Origin of the sequence: Dyella solisilvae (assembly GCF_003351225.1) — a bacterium.
Classification (GTDB): Bacteria; Pseudomonadota; Gammaproteobacteria; order Xanthomonadales; family Rhodanobacteraceae; genus Dyella; species Dyella solisilvae.
Genome location: NZ_QQSY01000001.1, coordinates 1131310 through 1144612, shown reverse-complemented (window position 1 = coordinate 1144612; position 13303 = coordinate 1131310). Strand labels below are relative to the sequence as shown.

Annotated in this window: 9 protein-coding genes; 1 reads left to right on the top strand and 8 read right to left on the bottom strand. The window is 61.8% G+C overall.

Translation table 11 applies throughout. The features are described 5' to 3' along the window. Nucleotides 1–39 precede the first annotated feature (39 nt). The 5 genes from DVT68_RS05025 to DVT68_RS05005 all read right to left on the bottom strand — a co-directional run bounded on the left by DVT68_RS05025 (nt 40) and on the right by DVT68_RS05005 (nt 6890). A complete protein-coding gene (locus DVT68_RS05025) occupies nt 40–2070 on the bottom strand; it encodes a tetratricopeptide repeat protein (protein WP_199535957.1) in 2031 nt (676 codons plus the stop codon). A gap of 26 nt (nt 2071–2096) precedes the next feature. After that, nucleotides 2097–4076: a hypothetical protein gene (locus DVT68_RS05020; protein WP_147281665.1), complete on the bottom strand. Its 1980-nt coding sequence runs from the start codon at nt 4074–4076 to the stop codon at nt 2097–2099. A gap of 58 nt (nt 4077–4134) precedes the next feature. Then, a complete protein-coding gene (locus tag DVT68_RS05015) occupies nt 4135–4569 on the bottom strand; it encodes a pilin (protein ID WP_114824399.1) in 435 nt (144 codons plus the stop codon). A gap of 132 nt (nt 4570–4701) precedes the next feature. After that, nucleotides 4702–5145 carry a pilin gene (locus DVT68_RS05010; protein WP_114823900.1) on the bottom strand — a complete coding sequence of 148 codons (444 nt, stop codon included), beginning with the start codon at nt 5143–5145 and terminating at the stop codon, nt 4702–4704. A 401-nt stretch (nt 5146–5546) separates the two neighbouring features. Continuing rightward, nucleotides 5547–6890 (bottom strand): hypothetical protein, encoded by a 1344-nt coding sequence (locus DVT68_RS05005; protein ID WP_114823899.1) that lies wholly within the window; start codon nt 6888–6890, stop codon nt 5547–5549. A gap of 289 nt (nt 6891–7179) precedes the next feature. Between DVT68_RS05005 and DVT68_RS05000 the strand changes: the two genes are divergently transcribed. Then, nucleotides 7180–9261, top strand: a complete 2082-nt coding sequence (locus tag DVT68_RS05000; protein ID WP_114823898.1) for a S9 family peptidase — start codon at nt 7180–7182, stop codon at nt 9259–9261. 67 nt (nt 9262–9328) lie between these two features. Here DVT68_RS05000 and DVT68_RS04995 read toward each other — a convergent pair whose 3' ends face one another. From DVT68_RS04995 to DVT68_RS04985, 3 genes are all read right to left on the bottom strand, one after another. Beyond that, on the bottom strand, nt 9329–9847 hold the full coding sequence (locus DVT68_RS04995; protein WP_114823897.1) for a pilin: 519 nt from the start codon (nt 9845–9847) through the stop codon (nt 9329–9331). A 1147-nt stretch (nt 9848–10994) separates the two neighbouring features. Then, entirely contained in the window at nt 10995–12011 is a 1017-nt protein-coding gene (locus tag DVT68_RS04990; protein WP_114823896.1) for a magnesium and cobalt transport protein CorA, read from the bottom strand. 46 nt (nt 12012–12057) lie between these two features. Then, the gene (locus DVT68_RS04985; protein ID WP_114823895.1) at nt 12058–13302 is read right to left on the bottom strand and encodes a lipoprotein N-acyltransferase Lnb domain-containing protein; all 1245 of its coding nucleotides are present in this window, start codon (nt 13300–13302) and stop codon (nt 12058–12060) included. Nucleotide 13303: the final 1 nt, after the last annotated feature.

Genomic DNA, 13303 nt, shown 5'->3' with positions numbered 1-13303 from the left:
TGTCGTTGATGCGGGTGCTTTGGGATGCAATCGTAAATTTTATCGCGGCCTCTCGATCGGGGCCGCAGTCGAGCGTTCGTCAAGAAGCTCTTGCAGGGACTGGATCGTCGTGTCCAGTCGCCCACCGTAATTCATGGCTTGCAACTGTGCCAATGCGGCGCGCGCCTGTGCGTCATTTCCAGTGGATGCAAGCATACGTACCAGTGTGACTCGGTAGGCAGGTTCATCGGGCGCGGTGTTCACGGCGCCTTCGATCATGCTCAGGCCGAGCGCATGGTTGCCCTGCACGTTCCACGCATAGTTGCCATAGGTGGCCTGCAACCTGGCGCTGGGGGCCGGATGTGAGAGCGCCGCCTCGAATGCTTGCACCATGCGATCCGTGGGCAGGGAGCAGGAACGATCCTGGGCGCACTGCGCCAGCGAAGCGAGCGAACTTTCGTCCTGGACGCCGGGCTTCCGGGCCTTCAGCTTGGCGATCATGCTATCCCACCAATCGGCCTTCAGTGGCAGCCCCATGCGCGAGTTCATGAAGATCATGGCTTGCTGGGGAAGGATCGACGATTCGGGCAGGCTGGCGGCTCGTTCCAAGGGGGGATAGGCCAGTTGGGTATACGGCGAGGCGGGATCGTAGTGCGAATAGATGATGTACGTGCGTCCCAATTCGTATTGCGCGCGTGGCGAGTCAGGCGCTCGGTCGGCCAGCTCTAGCGCAAGGCGTAGAGGGTCGCTCCAGGCCTGTACGGTGAGGGCGGTGAGAGCTGTCCACCACAGCATCAGGCTGGCAAGTACCGCACGCTGCAGCCATGTCCGTGTCGTCGAGCCGCCCCTTGCCTCCACCAGCCAAGGTACGACTGCCAGTAACACACCGAAACTGGCGAAATAATTTCGGTGTTCGTACACCAGCTCCAACTGCAAGATGGTGCCGGTCAGCAACTGACCGCCCAGGAACAAGGCAATGCCCAGGGCAACCAGAGGTTGCCGCTGGCGGAGTTGAAACATGAGAGCGACAAGTAATGCAAGGACCAACAGGCTCGCCAAGGTGCTCCACGGCGACAGCAATCCGGTCGAGATACGGAAGTTGTCGTGGTAGAACGACAGTGCATGGTGAGTTGGCAACAGTGTCCATGCGAGGTAGTCGCAAAGGACGCGCGCCTCACTCAGCAGTCTCTGGCCGAGTGTGAATTCGCGCGTAGCCCAGGCGGAAGAATCAAGTACCTGTGGCACTTTCCAGAAGAGGCCGGCGATCAAGGGAAGCAACAGTACAAGGACGAACAGGGCCGCGATGCGCGGATCTGACGCTTCCGCAGAGCGCTGCGTGCGCCTGAAGCGGAACAAGATCCATTCGATAACGAACGTATACAGGGGCAGCATCGCTGCCGTTTCCTTGGCAAGCAAGCCGACGGCGGCGGCCAAAGTGACGCTCGCGGCGCAAAGCCAGAAACCGCTCCAATCCGACGACCCGTTGCGTGCAGTGGCGGGATGGGCTACAGCGCCATCGCGTCGCAACATCCATTGCCTTCCTGCCACATAACCTACCAGTCCTAGCAGGACGAACATGTTGGCCATGCTCTCCTCGCGCTGCACCACGTACAGCACACTGGTGAGGTTAATCGGCAGCAGCATCCAGCCAGTGGCGGTCAGTGCTGCAATCACCGAAGCACGATTGTCTTCGGGTGCGCCCCGCATGTAGTGGTCGGAAGCGGTTGAGGTTTTGCCTACGGCTGCAAGCAAACGTCGCGTAAGGATGAAGACTAGGACGCCGTTCAACAAGTGAATGATCAGGTTCACCAGCTTCCAGCCGAATGGATCCAGGCCGCCAGCGAGATAGTTCGCGGCAAAGCTGAGCGAAGCCAGTGGTCGCTTGAAATCGCTGGCCGGCGAAGAGAGTGCGGCACGCACCAGGGCCGCTACGCTTACCCCATGCGGTTGCACACCGGGGTTGTCCACGATGTTGGGGTGGTCGTCGAACAGCCAGGAACCTTGGAGGCCGGGCCGATAGACAACTGTGACAATGAGCAGCGATATTGGCAGAAGCCAGCGCTCAGCGTGAGTTTTCCGGGCGGGGCTCATTTCATCGAAGGCAGGGGTTGAGGTGGCTATTGTGGCGCATAGGGCCCCACAATCAGACTACTCGGCTTTCCGGCGGCGTCGCGCGAGTTCTTGCGCATTCTGTAGATTTCGCCAATGTCGGCCTTGTTGATGGCGCGATCGTCCACGAGCAGGCGACGCAATAGTGGCAGGCGGCTGTAGTCGGTGTTGCGCAATACATCGATGGCTTGGTCGTACAGCTGGGCGCTGACGAGGTATTTGGCCTCCAGCCGCGGAATATTGGCGTCCGGGTCGTTCTGGTAAGTGAGCTCGAGTTCGTGGATGGCCGTGCCCAAGTTCCCCTGGCTGACTGCCCAGTAGTGTTTCTGGTAGTGCAGGAAGCCAGATGCCAAGCCATTATTAGCGTATGCCGGGTTGGATAGCTGTGCATCAGCAAGGCCCAGCCAAGCCTTGGGCGTGAGCTCAGGGCACGCCCCTTGGGTCGCGATCGTGCGCAGTATTTCGATATTCTCCCATCCGCCCTGGTCGAAAACAGCGGTGCGAAGGAGTGTATTCAGCTTGTCCAGATCAGCCTGCGCGAGGTCGCCTTGTACGCATTTGAGCAGAACGCGATCTTCGGCCAGCGAGATGTTGTTCGGGCGTAGTTGAATGGCCTTTTCGAGCACTTGCAGCGCGGTGGCCGGCTGGCCATGCTTATAGAGCCGATCGACGAGATAAACCTGAGCACGCGTAGAGTCCGGTTGAGAGTTGGCCCAGACCAAGGCCAGGCGGTCCTCCGATGCGTACACGCGTGCGCTCAAGGCGGTGGTGACGCAGCAGGCCAGCAACCAGAGGCCGGCGACCAAGTACAGCGTGCGTTGCCTTTGCCCCTGGGGCAGCCGCGCCACGCTCAGTGCCAAGGCCATCACGGGGCCGACCAGCGGCATGTAGTTGCGGTGCTCGAAATACAGCTCCAGCATCACGGTGGTGCTCTCCACCAACTGACCACCGAGGTACCAAAGCACTGCCAGCGCAAATAGCGGCCATCGGCGCCGGCCAGCCAGGGCGGCCGACAGGGCTCCGATGAGCGCCAGCAGAGCAGGCAGCGTGGTCCATGGCGAAAACAGGTTCCGCGACACGACATAACCATCGTGATACAGGCCATATAGGCCGAAGCGTGGCAGGAAGATCTTGCCGAGGTAATCGAACAAAATGCGCGGCTCGGTCAACAAGCGCTGGTCTACGGTGAAATTGCGTGTGCTTGCGTGCCCCCATTCGTTGGGAAGTGTCCAGAGCAGGTAGCCGAGCACGAATAGCACTACAGGCCATATAAGCAGGCGCCGCAACCAGGCCAGCGTGCGGGGCAAGCGTTGCACGTCCTCCCGAAATAGCGCGGCGTCCAGCGCCAACGCATATACGGGCAACAGGACGCCGTTTTCTTTGCTTAGGAAGGCGAGGCCCATGCATGCACCCAGTCCGAGCAACATCCACATGCTGCGTCGCCATGCTGGCCATTCTGTCGCCAGCAGGCCCCTCGTGTAGCCCAGCAGCCCCAGCAGCATGAACATCGCCATCAGCAGTGTCATGCGCTGCACTACCAGCACCACGCCCGAGAGCTGGATCGGATTGAACAGCCAAGCCGCGGCCGCCAAACATGCGGCCACATTTGCGCGGTTTTGGAGTAAATCAGGCGTTACTTGGTTTGGCAGCCAATGGCGCGCGACTCGCCGGACCAATCCGAACACCAGTACGCCGTTGAGCAGATGGATGCCCACGTTAATCAGGCGGAAGTGCAGCGGATGATCGGGCCAGGAGGCTTTCTGCATCAGAAAGCTCAACATGGCCACGGGCCTGCCAGGGAAGTTGCGTGGCTGAGACAGGAAAATGCCCAAGTCACGCCAGCTCGATACATGGTCGATGCTGGTCAGTGCTGTCAGATTGGGAAAATCGTCAAACAGGAACGAGCCATGCATGGCTGGCCAGTAGAGCATGGCGCAGACGAGCAGAGTGATCGTCAGCCCGAGTAGGGCACGTGTTCGGGCTGGCATCAAAAATTCCGGGTCATCGAAGGGGGCGCGGCGGGTATGCCGCTGGGCCCGGCAAGGGCTACTTGCAGCTTTGAGGAAGGTAAGCGGCGTCCGCATCGCTGCTGCACTGCCATTCTATGGCGCCGCCCATGCTTCCGATCATAGTGAGCGTGACCTCTTTGCCTTGCAGCCTGGGCGCCACGGTGTGGCTCCGCATGAGGGCCGTAATCACACAGCCGGCCCCCCCTGCGGCGATATTGACGCTGGCCACGTATTTGCCGCTATAGCTAGCGGCTGCGGGAAGCCCGTTTGCTCCGGGCACTGGGCAGCTTCCGGTTTGGGTGTGGTATTCGGCAATATTTGTTTTCAGGCCATCCGCGAGAGTGAAGGCCTCAGCCAATTGGGCCTTGCCAGTCGAACTGCCGTACACGGAGATAGCGATGCTGGATAGAACGGCGATTATCGCTACCACGATCATCATTTCGATCAATGTAAAGCCGTGCTCATGTTTCATGTTGGAATGCCCCCTGATGACGCTGCGATGCGAAGCAAGTGGCGAGCCAGGGGCGGTTACTGAACCTGCGCAACACTGTAAAAAAAAGCCCCTCACATGGAGGGGCTTTCCGGGTGCCTGGTCGGTTGCCGTTTACTGGCAGACGGTCGGCTTGTACTGGTTGCCAATGCCGGTGGCTGTGCAGGTCCAGGAGAAGGAGCCGCCGTTGTTGGTACCCGTGAAGGTGACCGTCTGGCCGCCCAGCGGAGTGGAGACCGAACCCTGCGCCTTGAATGTCACGAGAATCGTGCAGCTGGGGGCGGTGCCGCCCGCGGCGGCCGACAGGACGTACTTGCCCGTATAGCTCGCGTCGGCCGAAGCCAGGCTGCCCTGGCCGGCGGTGGGGCAATTACCAGTCTGGTTGAAGTACTCCACGATCGGCGTCTTCAGACCATCGGCAATGGTCTGCGATTCGGAGAACTGCGACTTGGTGATGTAGTTCTGGTACTGCGGGATGGCGATGGCCGCCAGGATCGCGATGATCGCAACCACGATCATCAGTTCGATCAGGGTAAAGCCCTTCTGCACGTTCTTCATGGTGGTTCCTCTTTAGTTAGCTAACCGGTATTGCCCCCTGAGCCCCGGTCCCGATTCCCCCTAGGCGGGAACGGACCCCCTGATAGCGGTCTGGAACGACCAGGAAGCTCTTGGCTCTCACAGCACATTACGTGCCGGGTCATATCGTAGGTGATTGCCTACCGTGATGTCGGCGGTCTGTAGGCACTTAGATTGTGCACACTGTCACGGGATCGGGCAATTCGATGACGTACTGAATGGACATGCAGAAATAGCTTGTCTAAAGGGGCGTGTCATTGTTCGTCACAATGTGACCTTAAATGTCATGTTGAGCTGTGAGGTGGATCGCGATGTGCTCTGTAGGGTCACCTTCGGCGGGAAGGCAAAGTCGTGCCGCGGGTGCCCAAAGAGCCGCCATCGAGTCAAGCGATCGAGTCTGCCGTGGGCGAGGAGGGTTGCCTCCAGGTGGCGCGCCATCGAGCGGCGCATCGAATGGCTTCAACGGCCAAGATGAGTTCGACGCATCTGAATGGAATGGCGTAGCGGGGCTCTGCCTGAAGCAGCGAGTAGATCACGGTGACATAGGCGGCAAGCGCGGCGAAGGCTATGGGCATCATGGGGGATTCTCGGCGGCCCCTCCAAGTCAGCACGAGGCCTACCAGCGCCAGTGCCATGATCAAAGGATTGAGCATGCGGCATATGGTGACCGTCGCCCGAAGGATCGGCTGTTCGTCGAGAATGGAGTGCGATGTCGAATAGACGTAGATGCTGCCTATGCCCATGCGAATACTCCAATCCCACAGGAGTGCAGGCTTGCTCGCGTACCAGGCCGCATAGCGCCAAGGATGTTGCCCCATCCTCTCTGAGACCATCTGCATGCCGATGGCTGGCGAAGTCCTCAGCACTTCGTACTCGTGCCAAATGTCCGCCTGGATCTGCTTGGCGCCCGGATCGCCCATGACGCTGGGGATGTAACTGGCGTGATATTCGGGCCAAGACCCTTGCACGGCATTCAACAGAGCACGCCCTGATGAGCTGTCTGTCGTGGGGAGTTGGACACTGCGTGCACTCCACGCCGCAGGCAACAGCAAAGACGAAAGAGCCAGTACGAAAGCCAGCTTGCTCGTGCAGCTCTTGTTCCACCACAGGATCAAGGCCAAAAGCGTAGCAAATGGAATGAGCACGGCATTGGTCAGTGCGGCGAGGCTGAAGGCGATTCCGCTGAAGGCCATGGGAAATAGCCCGCTGCGCACGTTGGCCCTGTGCAGTAGGAAGAACGCCAAAGCCACCCAGAAAGCGGTCGCCGTTTCGGAGAGCAGGAAGCCCGTTATGGTGATGCTGTGCGGCCAGATCGCCATCAGTAGCCCGGCGACCAGGCTCCATTTGGCACCAAGCCACGGCCGTACGGAGGCAGTCAGTAGCGTCACAGTCAGCGCGCCCAGCAGTCCCTGCAATAGCAAAACGGATCGGTACCACGGACCAAGCTCGTCGAAAACCAGCATGACGCAGGCAAGCACGCTCGGATAGCCGGGATCGCGGAAACTGTCTGGCACGATCTTCGCGCTACCGGGCAGGCTCATGGAAAACGCCCCGTGATGGGCCATGTTCCAGGCGTAGGAGACGTATTGAACGGCGTCCCCTCGGATGGGATTGTCGACGACCGCGTGGATGGAATAGGCCCAGCGCAATCCCAGGGCGAATAGCGTCACGGCCAACAAGGCGATACGCCAGTACCACGGCCGGTCCGCGGTTGAGACTTTGCACATGGGGTCCCCTGAGGTGGATATGGTGGAACGATCCGCCGGGCAACATACCACCTGTGGCTCTCCCCGGCCTTCTGTCCCCTACGGGCATACCTACCGGGTCGCATGATGCTTTTCCAATTGGGGGTGATCGGAGCGCCGCGGCTCAGCCTGGCCCCCGCTCCACCGCCTGGTGGAATTGGCACTTAGAGCGTTAATCCGGGTGGCATTTCGCTGTGAGGATGGTGCGGGCGACTTGCGCTGGACCATGGGGCCTCTTACCGTCAACGTTTTCGCAGCACCCAGGAACCCTATGAAACCCTTGTTTGTCGCGCTGGCGCTTGCGCTGGCCAGCACGTCGGCGGTCGCGGCCGAGGTCGAAAGCCACGGGCCGCACCCGTTCAATATCCGCGATCTGGTGATGATGGATCGGGTCGGTGACCCGCAGCTCTCCCCGGATGGCCGCTATGCGCTGTATACCGTGCGCGCCACCGATTACGCCGCCAACAAGGGCGTGACCTCGATCTATCTGCTCGACCTGGGCAAGGCCGGCGAGCCGGTGAAGCTGGTCGACAAGGGTTCGTCGCCGCGCTGGGCGCCGGACGGCAGCGCTTTCTACTACCTGGCGGCGACCAAGGACGGGGTGTCCCAGGTGTGGCGCCATGGCTTGACAGCCTCGGATGCAGCGGCGCAGGTGACCCAAGCGCCGATCGACGTGGACGGCTTCAAGCTATCGCCGGATGGCAAGAAGGCGCTGCTCACCCTGGGCGTGTTCACCGATTGTGCCGACCTGGCCTGCACCAAGGAGCGGCTGGACGGTCGTGCCGCCGACAAGGCCTCGGGCACGGTCTACGACAAGTTGTTCGTGCGCCATTGGGACACCTGGTCTGACGGCCGGCGCGCGCAGCTGTTCGTGACGGACCTGGGCAATGCCTCCGCCCAGCCGGTGCTGTTGTCCCGTGGCATTGATGGCGACGTGCCGAGCAAGCCGTTCGGCGACGACGCCGAGTTCAGCTTCTCGCCGGATGGCAAGACGGTCTACTTCAGTGCACGCATTGCCGGCAAGTCCGAGCCCTGGTCGACTAACTTCGATGTCTATAGCGTGCCCGTCGACGGCGCAGCTACCCCGCGCAACCTCACTGCCGCGAACCTGGCCTGGGATGCCTTCCCGCTGCCGTCGCCGGATGGCAAGACGCTGTACTACCTGGCGATGAAGACGCCCGAATCCGAATCGGATCGTTTCGGCATCATGGCGCTGGACCTGGCCTCTGGCGAGAAGCACGAAGTGGCGCCGAACTGGGACCGTTCCGCCGGCGGCCTGCAGGTGTCGGGCGATGGCAAGACCCTGTTCGCGACGGCCGACGACAACGGCCAGCATCCGCTGTTCGCCATCGATGCGGCGACGGGCAAGGTCACCACGCTGGTCACCGACGGCGACGTGGGCGCCTATTCGCTGGGCAAGTCGAAGTTTCTGGTGCAGCGCGATGACTTGAAGCGCCCGGCCGATCTTTACGTGGCCGACCTGCAGGGCAAGGGCCTCAAGCAGGTGACGCACTACAACGCGGCGAGCCTGAAGAACCTGCAGATGGGCGAGCCCGAGTTCTTCACCTTCAAGGGTTGGAACAACGAGACGGTGCAGGGCTACGTGGTGAAGCCGGCCAACTACAAGGCGGGCAAAAAGTACCCGGTGGCCTTCATCATCCATGGCGGCCCGCAGGGCGCGATGAGCAACGGCTGGAGCTATCGCTGGAACCCGCAGACCTACGCGGGCCAGGGCTTCGCCGTGGTCACCGTGAACTTCCATGGCTCCACCGGCTACGGCAAGGCGTTCACCGACTCGATCTCCGGTGACTGGGGTGGCAAGCCTCTGGAAGACCTGAAGGCTGGCTGGGCGGCTGCGCTTGGCAAGTACAGCTTCCTTGATGGCGACCGCGCCTGCGCGCTGGGCGCCAGCTACGGCGGCTACATGATTTACTGGATCGCCGGCGTGTGGAACCAGCCGTGGAAGTGCCTGGTCGACCATGATGGCGTGTTCGACGCGCGCGCCATGTACTACGACACCGAGGAGCTGTGGTTCGAGGAGCGCGAGAACAGCGGGACGCAGTTCGAGCATCCGGAGAACTACGAGAAGTTCAATCCAGTCAACCATGTGAAGGATTGGCGCGTACCGATGCTGGTGGTTCATTCGGCAAAGGACTTCCGCATTCCCGACACACAGGGCCTGGGCGCCTTCACCGCGCTGCAGCGCCGTGGCATTCCCAGCAAGCTGCTGCATTTCCCGGACGAAAACCACTGGGTGCTCAAGCCGCAGAACAGCGTGCAGTGGCATGAGACGGTCAATGCGTGGTTGAAGCAGTGGACCTCGGCGGACAATGCCAAGGACGCGGCGAAGTAAGCCCGCTGGCTAGACAAGAAAATGGCGGCCACTTGGCCGCCATTCTTTTTCATCACCTTGAATTGCCTTAGTGGCGGCAGTTCGAAGGCACGTACTTGAGGTGTGTGGGTTCGCCGCTGATATCGCAGCCCCAAACAATGGGTTGGCTCGCCGCCATGGGGCCCGTGGGCAGGCCGGTAGTGGTATCGATCGTGCCGCTGCCGGGGGTCAGATGAAGAACCAAGCCCGCGACGCCAACCGCATCGTTGTATGTGACAGTGATTTGGCCATCGCCCGCCTCAGGTGTTGCGGCGACCGCTGCAACGCCAATGCTTCCAACATTGTCGGTCGCCGTGAATTCATAGCCAAAACTGTTTACGTCGGTATCCCCGGTGCCGCCGTATGCACCGATCTCTCGGCCGATATTGGACGCAACGGTTTCGGACACCGCCAGCTTCGCGGCATCAGCCAGCACAATGCCCTCGGAAACCTTGGCGCGGATGGTGTAGTTCTGATATTGCGGAATGGCGATGGCAGCCAGAATCGAGATGATCGCAACCACGATCATCAGTTCGATCAGGGTAAAGCCCTTTTGTACGTTCTTCATGGTGACTCCTCAGTTTTCCAATAAAATGTCCGTGACACGACTGAGACCTGGTTCTGATTCCCTCATGGGGAACAGTTCTCTTGGGAAGTTCGGAACGACCAGGGTGCTCACCTGACTTGCGGCACGCCGTGTGCCATCCCCGTCATCGACGGTTATCCGTGGCGCGGGCCAAGCTTGGGCAGTGCGCAAAATGACTAAGTCGCGACGTCAGGTAGGGCTGATGGGTCTGTAGGCGCGTCTAAGTCGCCATGTCATCATTCGCGGGGCGTTACTGCTGCCGAAGGCTGCATTGAGATTGCGCATTCATCCGTAGAGCTGCGCGTGCAGATGGATTAGGCCAGCCCGCTTTGGCGCTGCAAATTAGCGCGGAGCACTGAAGGCTGGCGACGGCCGTTGGGCTATCGGCGAAAAGCGAAGCCGCGGCAGTGGGTGCAGAGGTTAATGCGTGCGTTGCCAAGGGCATCAGCCCGCACATCAAGATCATCACGCAGCGCGCTTGGTGGCTAAGCGTTCGGCGTTAACCTGATGACTTGCCCCTTTCCCAGGGAAAGCATGAAGCCAGTGCCGTTGCCTAGGCGTGCACGAAAGGCACTGGATGACTCGCTACGCTCGCCCCTTCGGAGCCGCCCGTCGGGCGTTCTCCGCGCTTCGCGCTCCGTCCTGCGTTCGCAGAAATGACGAGCAAAAGAGTGCGGCTTGTTGCAGGAGCCCCCGCAGCCGTCGTCCCTGCGAAGGCAGGGACCCAGCGACTTTGCCTTCGGTGTCGAGAAAGGCACTGGACTCCTGCTTTCGCAGGAGTGATGAGCAAGAGAAGCACGGCGTGTTGCAGAAGCCCCTCAGCCCGTCGTCCCTGCGAAACCCAAAAAGAGGAGGCTCGAGCATAGACCCATCGACTTTGCCTTCTGTGTGGTGAAAGGCACTGGACTCCTGCTTTCGCAGGAGTGACGAGCAAGAGAAGCGCCGCGTGTTGCGGGTGCCTCCAGAGCCCGTCGTCCCTGCGGAAGCAGGGACCCAGTGACTTTGCCTTCAATGCGTGGAAGACACTGGGCGACTCGCTGCGCTCGCCCCTTCGGGGCCGCCCTTCGCGCTATGTCCTGCTTTCGCAGGAATGACGATCTATAATCAGACTCCGCGCCGAGCGTGCGCCCTAAAGCCACTTCGCCCGCTTGAGGAAGTAATAGATGCTTCCCACCAGCGTGCCCACCAGCACGATGATCAGCGGATAAGCCCAGGGCTTGTTGAGCTCCGGCATGTGCGCGAAGTTCATGCCGTACCAACTGGTGATCAACGTCGGCGCGGCAAGCATGGCCGCATAACCGGCCAGTCGCTTCATCACTTCGTTCTGCCCGAACGTCACCAGCGACAGGTTGACGTTGATGGCGGCGGTCAGCATTTCGCGCATGGCGCTGATCGACTCGTTGACGCGGAACACGTGGTCGTACACATCGCGGAAATAGGCGCGCAGTTCGTCGGGGATCAGCTCCGGATGCAGGCGCACGAGCTGGCTGATGACGTCCTGCATCGGCGCAACGGCGAGGCGAAGCGTCATCAGGTCGCGCTGCATGTCGTACAGGCGGCGGATCGTGCTGCGCTTGAAGGTGTCGGAGAAAATGTCCTTCTCCAGTTCCTCCAGCTCCTCCCGGAAATCACGCACGATGGGCAGCAGGTTGTCGACGATGTAGTCGAGCACCCCGTACAGGCCGTAGCTCGGACCCAGCGCAAGCAGTTCGGGCGTGTGCTCGCAGCTGCGCCGCGCCGGTGCATAGGAGAGCGAGGCGCCGTGGCGTACGGTGACCAGGTAGCGCGCGCCGAGGAAGACGTGGGTTTCGCCAAAGGCGATGTGTCCCGCGACCAGTTGGGCGGTCTGCACGACCACGAACAATGAGTCGCCGAAAGCCTCGACCTTGGTGCGCTGGTGGGCGTGCTTGGCGTCCTCGATCGCCAGGTCATGCAGGTCGAATTCTTGCTGGATCTTGTCCAGCAGGGGGCCGTCGGGCTCGTGCAGCCCCACCCACACAAAGGCATCGGGTTGCTTGAGCACCTCGCTGATGTCGTCGAGGCTGATGTCGCCGATGCGCTTGCCGTCGAAGCGGTAAGCCACGCAGTTGATGACCATCGGCGACGGGGACGCCGGGACGGCGGCTGGCTTGGCAGTCACGTGCATGGACGGATCATGCCCCGCGTTCTGCGACAGGGCAACGACAGCGGCCTCAGGCCGCTGCCACCCGACGGGGCTGGCCGTTCCTCAGACACCACGCCAGCGCCACCCAGCACGGCAGCGCAAACAGCAGCCACGGCTGGTTCTGCTGCACGACGCCGGGCAACAGGTGCAGCAGGATGGCGGCGAGCGTGGCCAGCAGTTGCAGTACGAGCAGCACCTCAATGCGGCGGGACGGCGCGACGCCGCGGCGCGAGCGCCACAGCGCGGGAAGCAGGAAGAACGCGGCAGGATTGAACAGCAACAGGTTGGCGTTGGCCCATGCCGAGTGGTGCGTGGTGAGGGTCCACAGCACCAGCAGGGCGACACCGACCAGGCCGGCCAGCACCAGGTACAACGAGCCGGCCAGCGCATAAACCGCAGGGGCCAGTTTCCGCGTCATGACGAGGAAAACGGCGAAGGCCAGCCCGGCCAGACCGAGCGGCAGCCGGAGGTCCGGCGCCTCGTCGGGAGGCGGGATCAGGCGGTTAGGCGAGAGCAATTGCTTCTCGATGACCAGTGGGCGCGGAGCGCCGTTGGCGCCGGGCACGGTGACATGCGCGATCTCCCGCTGCAGCACCATTGGCAGGAAACTCTCCTGCCAGGCGTTGAGGGGCTGGTCGGCGTAGGGGCCCAGTCCAAGGTCGAGGATCAGCATCAGCCACGCCTGCTGGCGCATCAGGCGCGCGGTCTGCTGGCGAAAGGTCATGCTGGCCGGACGCGACGTGAGTTGCTGCTTGAGCGCGCCGCCGAGCGCCTTGTCGAGCGCATCGCGCACGCGGGTGGCGCAGTTGTCGGCGTAATAGTCGTAGTCGTAACGGACGTTTTCCGGGCGCAGGTTCCACAGCAGGAAGTCGCGCAGGTCGGCTGCCTGCGCCGGCGTGAAGGCCAGGCGCTGGCGCGTCACCGAGCGGCCGACGCTGACGTAGTACTGCTCGTCGACGTCGGTGGGCGCGGCATCCATCATGTAGTGCATGCGCCCGCGCGCGAAGTGCAGCAGGAAGCCCTTCTCGTCGAAGTCGAACACGCCGTAGTTGAAGGTGGCCGACTCGCCGCTCACCGTGTCGCGCAATTCGATCGCGTCGTGGCCGAAGCGCTCCCAGTAGGTGTCGCCCGGGCCGTAGGTGATCAGTGCGACTTCGAGATTGGCGCCCGGCGCGTTGGCGACGCCCGCCTCTGCGCGCGGCGCCCAGCCGAGGAGGCTGCACACGAGAAGCAGAGCGAACCCGGCGAGGAGGCGGCGCAGGCCTTGCAGCATG

Coding starts and splice junctions, on each gene's coding strand:
- DVT68_RS05025 (WP_199535957.1), bottom strand. CDS start 2,070: ATGAGCCCCGCCCGGAAAACTCACGCTGAGCGCTGGCTTCTGCCAATA.
- DVT68_RS05020 (WP_147281665.1), bottom strand. CDS start 4,076: ATGCCAGCCCGAACACGTGCCCTACTCGGGCTGACGATCACTCTGCTC.
- DVT68_RS05015 (WP_114824399.1), bottom strand. CDS start 4,569: ATGAAACATGAGCACGGCTTTACATTGATCGAAATGATGATCGTGGTA.
- DVT68_RS05010 (WP_114823900.1), bottom strand. CDS start 5,145: ATGAAGAACGTGCAGAAGGGCTTTACCCTGATCGAACTGATGATCGTG.
- DVT68_RS05005 (WP_114823899.1), bottom strand. CDS start 6,890: ATGTGCAAAGTCTCAACCGCGGACCGGCCGTGGTACTGGCGTATCGCC.
- DVT68_RS05000 (WP_114823898.1), top strand. CDS start 7,180: ATGAAACCCTTGTTTGTCGCGCTGGCGCTTGCGCTGGCCAGCACGTCG.
- DVT68_RS04995 (WP_114823897.1), bottom strand. CDS start 9,847: ATGAAGAACGTACAAAAGGGCTTTACCCTGATCGAACTGATGATCGTG.
- DVT68_RS04990 (WP_114823896.1), bottom strand. CDS start 12,011: ATGCACGTGACTGCCAAGCCAGCCGCCGTCCCGGCGTCCCCGTCGCCG.
- DVT68_RS04985 (WP_114823895.1), bottom strand. CDS start 13,302: ATGCTGCAAGGCCTGCGCCGCCTCCTCGCCGGGTTCGCTCTGCTTCTC.